At 67.3% G+C, this 13,471-nt stretch carries 11 protein-coding genes and 3 pseudogenes; 5 read left to right on the top strand and 9 right to left on the bottom strand.

What is annotated here, in order from left to right; translation table 11 throughout:
* Positions 1-719, bottom strand: a pseudogene (locus ABZS54_RS15005) (hypothetical protein); the annotation flags it as partial.
* A 540-nt stretch (positions 720-1,259) separates the two neighbouring features.
* Here ABZS54_RS15005 and ABZS54_RS15000 point away from each other — a divergent pair.
* A complete protein-coding gene (locus ABZS54_RS15000) occupies positions 1,260-1,733 on the top strand; it encodes a hypothetical protein (RefSeq protein WP_355534869.1) in 474 nt (157 codons plus the stop codon).
* A 185-nt stretch (positions 1,734-1,918) separates the two neighbouring features.
* Here ABZS54_RS15000 and ABZS54_RS14995 read toward each other — a convergent pair whose 3' ends face one another.
* Complete coding sequence (locus tag ABZS54_RS14995) at positions 1,919-2,242, bottom strand: hypothetical protein (RefSeq protein WP_355534868.1); 324 nt, start codon at positions 2,240-2,242, stop codon at positions 1,919-1,921.
* A 293-nt stretch (positions 2,243-2,535) separates the two neighbouring features.
* Between ABZS54_RS14995 and ABZS54_RS14990 the strand changes: the two genes are divergently transcribed.
* Positions 2,536-3,294, top strand: a complete 759-nt coding sequence (locus tag ABZS54_RS14990) for a DUF2071 domain-containing protein (RefSeq protein WP_355534866.1) — start codon at positions 2,536-2,538, stop codon at positions 3,292-3,294.
* A gap of 308 nt (positions 3,295-3,602) precedes the next feature.
* Here the strand turns inward: ABZS54_RS14990 and ABZS54_RS14985 are convergent, their stop codons facing one another.
* From ABZS54_RS14985 to ABZS54_RS14975, 3 genes and pseudogenes are all read right to left on the bottom strand, one after another.
* Complete coding sequence (locus ABZS54_RS14985) at positions 3,603-4,085, bottom strand: hypothetical protein (RefSeq protein WP_355534864.1); 483 nt, start codon at positions 4,083-4,085, stop codon at positions 3,603-3,605.
* 156 nt (positions 4,086-4,241) lie between these two features.
* Positions 4,242-5,900 carry an IS1182 family transposase gene (locus tag ABZS54_RS14980; protein ID WP_355534862.1) on the bottom strand — a complete coding sequence of 553 codons (1,659 nt, stop codon included), beginning with the start codon at positions 5,898-5,900 and terminating at the stop codon, positions 4,242-4,244.
* A 146-nt stretch (positions 5,901-6,046) separates the two neighbouring features.
* A pseudogene (locus tag ABZS54_RS14975) lies at positions 6,047-6,696 on the bottom strand (ISL3 family transposase); the annotation flags it as partial.
* A 251-nt stretch (positions 6,697-6,947) separates the two neighbouring features.
* Between ABZS54_RS14975 and ABZS54_RS14970 the strand changes: the two are divergent.
* Entirely contained in the window at positions 6,948-7,451 is a 504-nt protein-coding gene (locus ABZS54_RS14970) for an O-acetyl-ADP-ribose deacetylase (RefSeq protein WP_355534860.1), read from the top strand.
* Here ABZS54_RS14970 and ABZS54_RS14965 read toward each other — a convergent pair.
* The 3 genes and pseudogenes from ABZS54_RS14965 to ABZS54_RS14955 form a co-directional block, all read right to left on the bottom strand.
* A complete protein-coding gene (locus ABZS54_RS14965) occupies positions 7,448-7,825 on the bottom strand; it encodes a hypothetical protein (RefSeq protein WP_355534858.1) in 378 nt (125 codons plus the stop codon). The genes ABZS54_RS14970 and ABZS54_RS14965 overlap by 4 nt on opposite strands.
* A 754-nt stretch (positions 7,826-8,579) precedes the next feature.
* Positions 8,580-10,505, bottom strand: coding sequence for an RHS repeat-associated core domain-containing protein (locus tag ABZS54_RS14960; protein ID WP_355534856.1), 1,926 nt, complete (start codon positions 10,503-10,505; stop codon positions 8,580-8,582).
* 525 nt (positions 10,506-11,030) lie between these two features.
* A pseudogene (locus ABZS54_RS14955) lies at positions 11,031-11,096 on the bottom strand (hypothetical protein); the annotation flags it as partial.
* A 265-nt stretch (positions 11,097-11,361) separates the two neighbouring features.
* Here ABZS54_RS14955 and ABZS54_RS14950 point away from each other — a divergent pair.
* Together ABZS54_RS14950 and ABZS54_RS14945 are read left to right on the top strand one after the other, a co-directional pair.
* Entirely contained in the window at positions 11,362-11,832 is a 471-nt protein-coding gene (locus tag ABZS54_RS14950; protein WP_355534854.1) for a MerR family transcriptional regulator, read from the top strand.
* 67 nt (positions 11,833-11,899) lie between these two features.
* Positions 11,900-12,286, top strand: a complete 387-nt coding sequence (locus tag ABZS54_RS14945) for a hypothetical protein (RefSeq protein ID WP_355534871.1) — start codon at positions 11,900-11,902, stop codon at positions 12,284-12,286.
* A 14-nt stretch (positions 12,287-12,300) separates the two neighbouring features.
* Here ABZS54_RS14945 and ABZS54_RS14940 read toward each other — a convergent pair whose 3' ends face one another.
* The gene (locus tag ABZS54_RS14940; RefSeq protein ID WP_355534852.1) at positions 12,301-13,464 is read right to left on the bottom strand and encodes a tetratricopeptide repeat protein; all 1,164 of its coding nucleotides are present in this window, start codon (positions 13,462-13,464) and stop codon (positions 12,301-12,303) included.
* Positions 13,465-13,471: the final 7 nt, after the last annotated feature.

Below are 13,471 nucleotides of genomic sequence, written 5' to 3'. Positions count from 1 at the left end.
GGCGTGCACGAGAGCACCGCGCTCGGCGCGTCGGGGTCGTCGGCCGGGGCCAGGGTCGCGGACAACACCGCGCCCGCCGCCAACAAACCGGCGCCGGCGCCGGGCGCACCGACCACCAAGACGAGTCGGCCGGGCAACGCGCCGCCGCCCGAGGCCTCGTCCAAGGCGGTGGGGCCGAAGGAGACGGCGCGTCTGCGGGCGGTGGTCGCCTCCCCCAGCGCCGTCGCGAACGCGGCGACACGACGGCCTGCCCCGGGGGACGCGGCGGGGGTGGACGGCGCGGCGGGCTGCGGGGATGCGACGTCGTGGGTGTGCGGTCCGGGCGTCGCCCGCCTCGCCGGCGCGGCGGGGCCGGGACCGGTGGTGTGCGGTGCGGTGGAGGTGTGGGTGATCTGGGCGTAGACGCGGCGGTAGCGCAGCACCAGCTGCGGGGTACCCGCCGCGGCGGCGCGTACCAGGTTGCCCAGGCCCTGCTTGGCCGCGGTCATCGTGAACGCCGGCAACTCCCCCTGCACGGCCAGCACATCCGGCGTGGGCGGGCCCAGCACCGCCCGTACCCCGTGCGGAGCGTGGATCACCACCGGGACGCCGTCCGCGGCGTCGGCCACCACCCGCGCCCACTGCCTGCGGACCTCCTCCACCCCGAACCCCGTACCCGAACCGGCCACACCGGGCGTGAGCCCGCCCGACCCGTCCGGCGTCTGCTCGCCGCCGCTCATCCGCCCGACCTTTCCCAGATGACACTAACACCCGCAATCCTACCGTGATCCGACGCGAGAACCGGCCCGAATAGCAAGGAAATCAAGTCGAAAAAAGGGGGCTGTTCTCGCGTGCCGTGGCGGCATCGTCGCGATGCTTCACCGAGCGGTGCGAGATATCCGTCCGGGTCGGGCCGGAGAAGGCACCGGAACTCCCCGGCTTCCCGTCGCCATGGGAGGGTGGCCGCCCGGATCCACCCGCGGCGGCTCGTGTGCCCCGGACCCGCCCACCCGCGCGCACCGCACCCGCAGGCGGCCCCGGCATGCCCGGGGTCAGGCCGCGCTCCCATTCTCAGCACACCGCGACCATCCGGACAATCCCTCACTTTGACCGAAATCCGGGCTGCGCCATGGAACAACGAGGGACTTTCCTCAAGGTTCCTCAAGATTCCTCAAGTTTCACAACCGCTGATTGTGCCGGTCGATCCGACCCCCTACAGTCGCTCGAGGGCAAGATCATCAGGCCTTTGGAAACAGACACTTCAAGCAAGGCAGGTTGAAATGAAGAAGAAGCGCATTGCCAAATTCGCGCTGGCCACTGCCGCCATCCCCGCCATGATCATGGGGGCATCAAGCCCGGTGTACGCCGACAGCTCCAGCTTCGTGACCTGGCGGAACGGTTGGAGTGGAGAATATCTCTGCGACAACGAAGGAAGCACTGACGTTTACACCTGCGCGAATTCGTCGGCCGACGGAACGCGGTGGCTCGACGGCGACAACGGCAATGGCACCTGGAAAGAAATCGACCGGTGGGGGAGATGCCTCACCGCCTACTGGAACAACAGGGCCTATGTCGAGCCGTGCAGCTTCAACGGAGCGAACACGTATCAGCAGTGGCGGGAAATCTCCACGGGCAGCGGCTGGAAGCTCCAGAACGTGGCAACCGGTTATATCCTCGACCAGGGCAGCAATTACAGCGTATACGCCAACTCGACCGACTACGGGGACAGCAACTCGCACCAGCGTTGGCACTGATATCCAACCGTCGGTATCGGCCCACCACCCAGGCCCGCAACCGAGCGAGCCCGGCGTGGCCGATCCCGGTCGCCACATGGGCACCCTCGGCTCGGCGCGTGTTCACGGCGAACCCGCCCAGCCGATCCGGCTCTCACTCGCGCGCGTCGAGTCGAAGAGCCGCCTCGATCGCGGGACCGTGCGAATCACCCGCAGCAGAACAGGTTGTCGCACGGTTGGCCGACTTCGCTCCCGTAGGCCACGAACCCCAGCAGCGGCGCCAAGGCCTCTTGCACGGACGGGGCCTCCAGCATCGGGGCCGACCGGTCGGCCGGGTACTCCCAGTTCGGTGAAATGTCCTCGATGTCGAAACGCCTTGCACCGTTCACGAACAGGGTCCACGCCGGATGGTCCGGGAAGGCGTTGAGGCGCAGCACCCACCACGCTCCCTCGACCATTGCAGCAGCAGGAAAGTACGTATCGCCCGTTCGCCGCCACTGAGGCGTTGCCTTGAACTCGGGATGCGACACACGCCCATCCTTCCGTCGGCACAGCCACCCGAAGCCCATCATCAACCCCAACCGTCGGCCCGAGGTACCACTGTCTGCGCAACATCCAGCATTCGCCACCCACAGCCGGTCATGACCTGCCCGCTGCCCGCCGGCTGAGGGCCGGTCGCGCCTCCGGGCCCGCCGAGTTGCCAGGCGCCGAGCCCCGGCCCGAGCCGGCGGGCAGTGTGGGCCGTGCCGCCGAGCACTTGCCGACCCGCGGTGGCGGTCGCGGGATCCCGCCGTCGTGGTGGCCGATGGGTCACCATGGCGGGATGACGACCGAACCCGTCACCCCACTGTCCCCGCGTGGCGTCCGACATGTGTTGCTTACCCAGCGCTGGAGCGAACTCACCTTCCTGCACTGGGCCGTACCCCCCGCCGCAGTCGCCCCACTTCTCCCGGAGGGAACCCGACCGGACGTCCTCGAGGGCATGACCTACGTCGGCCTGGTGCCCTTCCGAATGGTGGACGTCGGCTTCCTCCGGCTCCCGGGAGTGCCATGGCTCGGCACCTTCCCGGAGACCAACGTACGGCTGTACTCCGTGGACGGGGCCGGCCGGCGCGGCGTCGTATTCCGCTCCCTGGAGGCCGCCCGCCTACTTCCGGTACTGACCGCCCGGGCCACGCTGCGACTGCCGTACAGGTGGGCCAAAATGCGGATCGACTGGACCGCCGACCAGGTCCGCTACACAACGCGCCGACATCCCTTGGAGGGCGCACCGAGGGGCGGCACCGCCGTGGTCCGAGTCGGCCCGCCGGTGACCGAACCCAGCCCTCTCGAACACTTCGTGACCGCACGCTGGGGCCTACACACCCGAGTCGCCGGCCGCACCGTCTACCTACCCAACGCACACCCCCAATGGCCCCTACACCACGCCGAGTTGCTCCACCTCGACGACAACCTGATCGCAGCCGCCGGCCTGCCACAAATCACCGGCGAACCGAACAGCGTCCTCTACTCACCCGGCCTTCCCGTCCGCTTCGGCCCACCCGTGGTGGTAGACACCAACAACCCGTCCACAGCCAAGTAGCCTCCCACCCCCCAACAGAACACGCCCCGCCGCGCTTGCCACGGACCGGCCAACTCCTCGATCAGACCGCCGAGATGTGTGTCGGGGACGCCAGTGAAGACAGGATGCGACAAGGCCGTGCGGCCCCATTCGTTCTCACACCGGAAGAACCCGGGCAGTCCGCTCTCACGTCACCGCAGATCTTCCGTGGGTGTAGCTCTTCCCCAGGGAGTCGGGCGGACAGGGTGCAAGGAGGCATCCGTCCTGGAGTTGGGCCTGGTGGGCGCCGCCGGCGCTCCCAAGCAAGCAGCAAGCCCGGGGTGTCGGCTTCACCCCTCTCTGACGATCTCACCGTCCTTGATCATGAGTACTTTGGTGATGCCGGCATCCTCATAGAAGCGCTCGAATCCAACGTAGTGGGCGTAGTCGTAGGCGGCATGGGTCGCGAGCCAGCCGAGTAGCCGGTCGACGTAATAGAAGTCGTCGGGATGCAGTGACTGGCGAGTCGTCAGTGCCCACCCGGGATGCGGATCTTCCCGCCGAGCCAGCCCCGAGAGCGCCGCCCCGCCGATCTTCCAGGCCGGGCCCTGCTGGGCCAGCACCGGATACGGGGCGTTCTCCACCTTGAACTCGCCCTTGTCGTCCAGCGCCGGCCCGGCGTCGTCGAGCACAACCTCGGGGAACTCCGTGATGATGCAGAGCTGTTCAGGCTGCGGTCCGAGGCCGAGATGCCATCGGAGCTCGGCAACCTCGTCCTCCGACAGATCGTCTCTGAGGTCGAGGGTGAGAAGGAATTCGTATGCGTCAGCCATCCCAGGAGGGTAACTTCAGCGGCTGACAACCGGCCCAGGGGTGGCCCGGCTGACCGATCGGCCGCCGTCCATCTTCAATAGCCGATCGAGTCGTAACGGCGCCCCTCCTCCTTACCTCCTCAGCTTGACTCTGTCGGTGATCTTGGATGGTTGGGCTCAGCTGCCGAGAGTTCGCCAGGACTTCGACCGGGGGATCTCGTTCTCGTCCAGGAAGGTCTGGAAGGCGGTCGGGGGTCTCGGTGTAGAGGGTTCCTCGGTCGCTGACTGACTGCTGAGTCGTTCGATGTTCACGGCGATGGCCGTGAGTACGTGTTGCAGGTGGGCCTTCGGCTGTCCTCGATAGCGGCAGTGGCGCATGCCGTGTCCGTGGGCGAACTCGTTGATGGTGCCCTCGACTCCGGAGCGGACCGCGTAGCGCGTCTTCCATTCGGGTGTCTGCTGCTCGGCGCGGACGCGGAGTTGCAGGTCGCGGAGTTCTCGCGGGGGAAAGCCCACCGTCCGGGCGCTGTCGGCGGTAGTGGTGCAGCGGGTGCGGACCGGGCAGGGACGGCACTGGCTCTTGGTGAACCGGGCCACGATCAGGGGTGCCGCGGTGGGCGAGGAGGTCGGGTAGGGGCCGTGCCAACCTGCGCTGACCCGGCCCTGGGGGCAGGTGACCTGGCGGCGGCCGAAGTCGATGTGGAAGTCGTCGCGGTCGAAGCCTTCGTTCTGGCGGTGTTGGCGGGTGGGGTTGCCCGGCAGCGGCCCGCTGACGGTGACCTGGTGTTCGCGCATCGCCCGTTCCAGGTGGACCAGGGAGGTGTAGCCGCCGTCGACCAGGTGCTCGTCGGGCAACAGGCTGCGACGTGCCAGCCGGTCGTGGATGCCGGGCAGGGCCTGGCCGTCGTTGGTGGCGGCCGAGGTGGTGGCCACGTCCGTGATCACGTTGACGCTCCCGGTGGCACACGTCTCGGTGACATGCGCGGCGAATCCCTTCCAATGGATGATGTGCCCGTGGCGCACGTAGCGCGCCGTGGTGTCGTAGGGCGAGACGATCGCCGAAGACGAGGGCGGCAGGCCGCCCTCGTCCGCCTCGGCAGTGCGCCAGCGGAGGCGGCCTGCCGCGTCGCGGTAGTAGTTCTGCACGACGATCCGCCGCAGAGCCTCGGCCTGCGGGCCGGGCCGGTAGCCCGGTCCGTGGCGGTGGAGGCGTTCCAACAGTTGGTGGGCATCGTCGCCGGCAGCGAGGATCCTGGTCTTGGGCCGGGTGGGGTTCTTGCCCAGGCGGACCGGACGACCGTAGCGGCGCCCCCATTCCTCGTCGACCAGGCCGACCAGCAGGTGCGAAGCGGTACGGGCGACTTCTTCCAGCGCGGCACGGACGGCCTCGGTGACCGGTTCCAGCCGGGTCAGGTCGCGCACCGCAGCCAGGACGTGAGTGGAGTCGGTTCGCTGCGTGGTGCGCTCGCGTACCAGTCCGGCATCCTTCAGGCGCGCGAGCGCGAGGTCGAGAAGACGGTCGGCGCGGTCGTTCCGGGCGATGCGCTCGCGGAAGTCGGCCGGCACGCTGTGGTGGAAGCCGGGATCGTCCAGCTCCATGGCCACGGCATATTTGAAATCGATGCGGCAGCGGACCGCTTCTGCCGCTTGCCGGTCCGACAGGCCCAGCAGGAACTGCAGCACACAGACGGTGGCGAGTTGGGCAGGCGAGAGCCCGGGACGCCCGTCGCGCGGATACCAGCCCGCGAAGTCCTCGTCGCTCCACAGTCCGTCCAGCCGGTCTCTGACCCACATCGCCGTCGTCCCGGCCGGATTGCTCGCCCGGGCGATCTGCACGGTCAGAGACGGGACTTGCTCACCGGAACGGGGACGGAGCGACAACGGACACCTCGGTAGCTGATCGGCCTTCGAAACAGCCCCGAGCATGCCCGCCGATCATGCTCGCGCGCCGGGAAACACCAAGATCACCGACAGAGTCAAGCTAAGGCGCGTCGGACGCCTTCCGCGTAGGCGCCGGATCCGTCCCGGCAGACGATCTCGACACCTGGGTGCTTACGCAGCCAGGACTCCAAGGCGTCCGCGCCGCGACCGGGCAGGACGTCGATGCGTTCGCCGGTCTCGGCGTCGGTCAGCACCGTCGCGTATAGCGGTGCCGACGCTTGAGCGCGAAGTCGTCGACACCGAGAACACGGGGCACCTTGAGGGCTGGCAAGGGGATGCCTGCCAGCACGCGGAGCGCGGTGCACCGCGACATCCCGGCTCCCAACGCCTTCAGTGTCCGCGCACCGGCGCGGCCGGCGAGCTCCCTCACCACGACGCGGACCTGAGCCAACGACCTTACGGTTCGCCGCTGATAGCGCTCCAGCAGACCCGGAATCTGCTCACGGAACGTGACCCGAACGCAGGTCGGCGTCGGACAGACGAGACGGCGAACCCGGGCCACGACGACCACCCGGCGGGCATCGACGGGGACGTCCGTCACCGTGCGTTCGTGGAAGGCGTGCACACGGCCTGTCCGACCACCGCAATCCGGGCAATCCACCGGGACGCCGGGAGCCCGAGCCCGCACCCGGATGACCTCGCCGTCGTCCGCAATCTCCTCAACCACCGACGGCGCCAGACCCGAAAACACCACGCCCGCAAGCTCGTTCGCACTCAACACCTGCACATGATCACGGACTCACAGTCCGTCACCACCGAATGTGAGACAGAGCCGTTCGATTTACAGACCCAGCGCGGGAGACGACGATCACGAGGCGTCAAGGATGTCCGCAGACCGTCCAACTTCTCTCGGAACTTCGATGCCCAACACGTCCTGGGACTTCAAGCCACCGGGGAGATCGAAGTTTCCGTTGACGTCGTTGCCGGTGGCATCATCGGTGCATGACTGTGATCGAGGTCGTTCAGGGTGACATAACGCTCCAGGAGACGGACGCGATCGTCACTGCGGCGAACGAGTCGCTCATGGGCGGTGGCGGTGTGGACGGCGCGATTCACCGTGCGGCGGGTCGACGTCTGGCGGAGGCGGGTACCGCGATCGGTCCCTGTGAGCCGGGCGACGCGATGGCGACGCCGGCCTTCGACCTCAACCCGCCGGTGAAGCATGTGATCCATACCGTCGGTCCGGTATGGGAGGGCGGCGACTACGGCGAGGCCGAGGTGCTGGCCTCCTGTTACCGCCGTTGCCTTGAGGTCGCGGATGACCTAGGTGCAAAGAGTGTCGCGTTTCCCGCGATCGCCACCGGCGTCTACGGGTTCCCCGCAGAGGAGGCCGCGCAGATCGCTGTCGCCACCCTCAGGTCCTCGTCGACCGGCGTCGGACAGATCAGGCTCGTGGCCTTCGACCAGCAGGCGCATGACCTGCTGGTCGCTGCGCTCGCTTCCTAGTACCAACACCGTTCAATTAGGGCGAGGTTGGGTGTGTATGGGTCGGTTGTGAGTATGTTGATGCTGACCGTGGCCTTGTAGGTGGTCCGGTCGATGGCGGGTCCGCGTGCGTTGTTCTTGGAGATGGCCCGTATGACGAAGCGGTCTTTGCTACGGGCCCGTCCCTCGGGCAGGAGTTGGGCCAGGACTCGGTGCCCGCCCGCGGCCAGGACGATTTGGTCGCGGACGGCAGACAACGCGACGGTGAAGCCAGCTCTCTGGGGGTCGGTGCCCGGGAGGCTGTCGGTGGTATCCGTCATCCCGGTCTGCAGGGCCTGGTGGGTGACCAGCAGCACCCAGACCTCCTGCTCGATCCCGGCCCGGGGTACGGGCACGCGGGACCCGGCCGCCCGGGATCGTGGATTTTCGGCTCCGCGTTCTCGATCTCCCGGCGTTCGTGGTGGAGCCGGACGAATTCGGCGGCCGGCTCCAACGGATCGGTGAGGGTGGTCAACAATCGGTAGTGGCCGATGCCGGCCTCTCGGGACTTGGCCTGATCTCGGCATCGACAACCCACACGGTCAACGCGCCGATCCGCGCGAGGAACGAGCCATCGCCGCAGCGGGCCACCGGCGCTGGCACGCGTCCGGACTTGCATCGCACGCCCAGAACTGGTGCCGCCCAGATCCGTCTCCGACGAACCAGATCAACCGAGAAATCCGGTGTCCTGACATCTCAGCCATCTGGCCTCCGCAGGTTACAGCCATGCCCGCAGACCAGATCATTTGAACCGGGACAACCACTCAGTCACGGATTTTCAAATGAAGCTACGACTGCCGGATCGGAACTCAAGCGAAGTTGCGCAGGCCAAACCCCTCCAGGGGTCGTGTAGCCCAAAACCGCGACTCGAATCCGCACGCCATTTGGATACCAGCCGTCCCGGTCTCGAAAAGTACTCTCCATACGCTCCGGTTCAAGCAAGCCAACTTCCCCGTTTGGCATCTCAACCATCACACCAAATGGGCGATGGCGAACAACAATGCCTTCCATCACAGCACCCCTTGCGTATGAATTTGACACCGATTCTCTCCAACCCTCAATGGCCGCACGGCAGCTTCGGCGAACCCGTTGCTTCATCCCGGCGTGATTCTACTCCTGCGTCTTCGGATCCCAAGGAGTTCTCTTAAACTTGTTCAGTTCCTCGAACTTGCTTTTATGGATCACGTATTCCGTCTCACCATCCATGAAGTCAGGCTCTATGTCAGCGTTGTTTGCAAGCCAAGCCTTCTTCACCCTGACGCGAAAGGTCACTCCCTTACCGTGACTATCTCGATTCCCGTATCCCTCCATGAAAGATCGAACGCGATCGGGATTGCCGAAGTATGCACTTCCGTCCAAGTAGTCATCCCCAGCCGCAGTCATACCCTCTGGGAAATCTACGGGGTCGAACCCGTGATCCAACTCCTTGCTACCGATGTCATCCCTGGAAACTCTGTATATGAATACATAATCTTCATCTTCGCCTTCGTCGTCATCCTCATTCTCCTTTCCTGCGGCAGCCGCTTCCACCACCAAGGCAGCGAGTTTCCCGAGAGTTACCAACCTTCCAGCGGCTGGAACAGACTCCAGTGCCGCACCCCCACATTTGATGTTGAGCTTTTCGCATCCGAGAATCGGGATTACTGCAACAATGGCATTTCCTAATGCCGGTCTGTCGTCAAGGTCCTCTGTCCAGTTGGTACCCACATTCGGCTCGGGATCGACGTAGGAGGGGGTTTGGAAGCCGTTGCGCTCGTAGAAATTCGGCTCATGACACCCGGAGGCATTTCTACATCTGTACAGATTCCTCGCCTGGCAACCCGCATCGCATCCCGCCCCGTTACCACTGGACGTCGTCGAACCGGTCCCGACAGGGTTGCTACTCTTTTTTCTCGTGGTTTCTTGGGCTCGGTGCTGAGCCTTCGTCTGCCTCTTTCCCTCATTGCCAGCTGCTGCACCGATGGCTTCGCCTATGCCGAACAGTCCTGACGGATCGCTGACTGTCGCAGGGTTGTTTCCGGCGTAGGTGTAGCCGTGTATCTGCTGGTTGTCCGTGGGGTCCATCACGGGGTCGACGCTGATGAAGCGGCCGAGGGTGGGGTCGTATTCGCGGGCGCCGACGTGGGTGAGGCCGGTGGCGTCCATGGGCTTGCCGAGGAAGCCCTTGTCGTCGGGCCATTGGCCGCCTGCTTGGGTGGGTTGTGTGCCGCGGGGTTCGCCGAAGGGTTTGGATTGGCGGCGGGTGGCGGTGAGGGCGCCGGCGTCGAGGGTGCTGACCGGGGTGCCGTGGTGGTCGGATGCGGTGTAGGTGAGTGCCGCGTCGCCGTTGCGGACGACCGTGGCGCCGCCGGCTGTGGGGTAGTAGCGGGTGCCGACGACCGGGCCGGATCCGTTGGTGTTGGTGGTGAGTTCGTCGGTGCCGAGGTAGAGGGTGCTCTTGCCGGCTTCGCGGCGGATGATCCGGTTGCCGTCGGCGTCGTAGACGTACTCGCTCGTGCCGTTGGTGGTAGCGACCGACGCGAGCTTGTCCTCTTCGTTCCAGGTAAGGGTCTGCGGGTTGGCGTCCGCGCCCGGGCGGCCCTTGATGTTGCCCGCCTGGTCGTACGTCAGGCTCGTGGTGACCGGGGTTTGGGCGCCGGTCCTGACGGTGATCGAGTCCAGGCGGTGGGTGCGGTCCGTGGGCTGGGTGCCCGCGCGGTAGCCGTACTCCGTGGTGATGTTCTTGGTGGGGTCGTCGGTGGGGTCGTGTTCGACGAGTTTGGTGCGGTTGCCGACGGCGTCGTAGGTGAAGGTCTGCCAGTACGGGTCCGGGCCACCGTTCGTGTTCTTGGTGGGGGTCTGGGTGGTGCAGCCGCCGATGCCGGGGACGTTGGGGGCGGGCAGGGTGGTGGTGCCGGCGGTGTCGGTCCAGGCTTCCTTGAGGCGGCGGTGGTTGTCGTAGGCGAAGCACTGGGTGTCGGTCGAAGTGCCGTCGCGGACGGTTTTGATGGAGGTGACGTCGCCGGACGGTTTGTAGGTGTAGGAGGTGGCGTCCACGCTCGCGGTGGCGCCGGTCTCCTTGTCCCAGGCGGTGGACAGCAGGCGGCCCGTGGCGGGGTCGTAGTCGCTGGTGAAAGCGGCCTGGCGGGGGCTGTCGCCCAGAGTGGCGCGGATGTTGTGGCCGTAGACGTCGTAGTCGGCCCAGTTGAGGTAGTCGGCGGCTCCGCCGAGGGTGGTCGGCAGGCCGTGGGTGCTGTAGGCGGTGCGCAGTGTCTCGGCGGGGAGGCCGCCGTGGGCGGGGAGGGTGGTGGTCAGGGGCAGGCCCAGGACGGGTTCGTACCCGGTGCTCGTCTCGTAGGTTCCGGCGAGTTTGCCCTCGGCGGCGGGGATGGTGGTCCGGGTGCCGGTGGGGCGGTAGGTGCCGGGTTCGAAGCCGGTGATCTCGCTGGTGTACTTGGCGCCGGACTTGCCGCCGACGTAGCGGGGGGAGCCGTCCGCCTGGCCCTTGGCGTAGCGGTCGTAGGTCCACTCCGACAGGAGGTTGGTGTCGGTGACCGTGTCCTTGTAGGAGGCGGTTTTGCGGCCGAGCGTGTCGTAGGTGTAGGCGAGCTTCTGTCCGCGGGCGTCGGTGGTGCCGGTGACGCGGCCGACGAGGTCGTAGCGGGTGTCGGAGGGGCCCTTGTCGGGGTCTTCGACGTGGGTCTTGCGGCCGAGGAAGTCGTAGGTGTCGCGCGGGGCAGGCCGAGCGGGAGACGGGGTGCTGCTCGTTCTTCACCTTCGCCTTCGACCGGACGGACGTCAGGAGCGGCGCGGCGTCCGGCACGGTGTGGATGGACGTGGCCGTTCCTGCCGCGCAGGTGACGGTGCCGGATGCGTTGGTCGTCCGCGCCGAAGCGGCCCGGGCCGGTGCGGTGTGACCGCCGAGACCACGGCGAGCGGCTTGCGATCGGGGCAGCCGGCGGACGCGGCCGGAGTGAACCCGAAGACGCTGCGCTATTACGAGCGCCGCGGCCTGCTGCCCGAACCGGACCGCACGCTGGGCGGGCACCGGGTGTACCCTCCGGACACCGTGGCCCTGCTGCGGGTGATCAAGGCGGCCCAGCGGCTGGGGTTCTCGCTGAAGGAGGTCGCCGAACTGCTGGAGTCCGGCAGCCACCACCACGGCGCGCGAGGCCGCGAGCGCGACGGACTTCAGGCCAAGGCGACGGCGAAGCTCGCGGAGATCGACACGAGGATCGCCGACCTGAACGTCATCCGCACCGCCCTGGTCGAGGCCGTCGACGCCGGATGCGATGACTTGGCCGTGTGCGCGGCCAGCGACTGCTGCCCCCTGCCCTTCACGGAACTCGCCATCGAGGAGCGCCACGCCGGTCCCTGCTGCTGACCTCGACCCCTCCGCGTCTTCGGGCCAGGCAGCGGGCCGCCTGGCGTGGCTGGCCGGCGCGGCGTGCGTGGCGTGCTGCGCGCTGCCGGCGCTGATCGCCGCCGGACTGCTCGGCGGCGCCGCGGCCGGGGTCGCGGCGTGGATGCCGACCGCCGCGATCATCCTGGCCGTCGCGTCGGTCGCCGTGTTCGTCGCCGGTCACCTACGCGCCCGCCGGCGCAATCCGGGGCACGGCTGTGCGTTCGGGGCATGTGGTTGCGCGGATGGACGTGAGGCGGATGTTGGCGGGTTGATTTCCGGGACGGTCGTCCGGCTCCAGGTCGCTCACCTGCCCAGTGGCGGCGAGGCCAAGCCGGTCTGGCTGTGGTGGTCCAAGACCGACGCGACTGTCTCAGTGTTGCAGGTCAGGAGCATTTCCCGCTTTTCTGACCGCATGTCAGACGCCGCCTCATGAAAGCACGAGGTCGATCAGCAGGCCGGATTCTCCCGCAGCCAGTCGAGGCGTTCGACGGCTTTCCGGGTCAGGGGATGGTGCGAACCGAAGATACGGGTGTAGTCGTCACGGCAGCGGATGAGGAGTTGTGCGGCTTCGGCGCGCTCGCCGTTGTCGATCAGCACGTTGGCCAGGTTGTCGCGGGAGTGCACGGTTTCCGGGTGACCGTCCCCGTGCTTCCTGGACACGGCCGCGAGGACTTCGCGCAGCATCACTGCCGCCTCTGCGTACCGCTGCCGGGCATGCAGTAGGGCCGCGAGGTTGTTGTGGAAGGTGAGCACCTCCGGGTGGTCGGCGCCCTTGTCCCGGCGCTGGACGACGAGCACGTCGCGCATCACCACCTCGGCCTCGTCGAGATGGCCCAGCCGGCACAGCGCGGCGCCGAGGTTGGCCCGAGCGGAGATACCGAGGGAGCCGTCCTGCTCGTTGCGGTGCTCCAGGCGGGCGATGAGTTCGCGCAGAGCCGGTTCGGCCTCGTCCCAGCGGTGGCCTCTGGCCAGTGCCGCGGCATGGCGCCCAACGTCGGCCAGCACCACCGGATCGTCCGGCCCGAGCAGCAGGATTCTGCGGTCCAGCACGTCCCGGTGGAGCGCGATGGCCTCCGCCTCGCGGCGCAAGTCCTCCAGTACGGTCGCCAGACCACTCGCGGCGTCCAGGGTCTGCGGGTGGTTGGGGCCGAGTAGTTCGCCCCGACTGGTCCACACGCTGCGCCAGATCTCCTCCGCCTTCACGAAGTCGCCCATGTCCCGGACGAGGTCGGCCAGGTCTGCGGCGGTCGTCAGGGTGTCTTCATGGACGTAGCCGAGCGCCTGGGCCTGAAGGCGTACCAGATCCATGAACCGGTCACGGGCCTCTTCGCGGCGGCCCTCCATCTCCGCCAGCACCCGCGTGTACTGCCGGAAGGCCAGCAGAGTCTCGGGGTGGTCGGGCCCCAGGCGTTCATAGGCGGCGTTGGCCGCCATCCCGAAGAACTCGTGCGGCGGGATGCCGACCCGGACGATCTCCTCCTCCCGTCCGTCCTCTCCTTGCAACGTCACGACCAGGTCTGCCGCCGAGGGCAGCTTCTGCTCGGCCGGGGTCAGGGACAGCTCGTCCCGCCCCGCGTCGTCGTCCCGCTTCCTGCGCCATTTGAAGACCATGTCGCGG

This window comes from Embleya sp. NPDC005575 (assembly GCF_040605455.1).
Classification (GTDB): Bacteria; Actinomycetota; Actinomycetes; order Streptomycetales; family Streptomycetaceae; genus Embleya.
The sequence above is the reverse complement of the archived record's forward strand: the minus strand, read 5'-3'. Positions and strand labels throughout refer to the sequence as shown.

What these genes read in the sequence shown, in the direction of transcription:
- ABZS54_RS15000 (WP_355534869.1), top strand. Translation starts at nt 1,260, where the DNA reads ATGAAGAAGAAGCGCATTGCCAAATTCGCGCTGGCCACTGCCGCCATC.
- ABZS54_RS14990 (WP_355534866.1), top strand. Translation starts at nt 2,536, where the DNA reads ATGACGACCGAACCCGTCACCCCACTGTCCCCGCGTGGCGTCCGACAT.
- ABZS54_RS14985 (WP_355534864.1), bottom strand. Translation starts at nt 4,085, where the DNA reads ATGGCTGACGCATACGAATTCCTTCTCACCCTCGACCTCAGAGACGAT.
- ABZS54_RS14970 (WP_355534860.1), top strand. Translation starts at nt 6,948, where the DNA reads ATGACTGTGATCGAGGTCGTTCAGGGTGACATAACGCTCCAGGAGACG.
- ABZS54_RS14940 (WP_355534852.1), bottom strand. Translation starts at nt 13,464, where the DNA reads ATGGTCTTCAAATGGCGCAGGAAGCGGGACGACGACGCGGGGCGGGAC.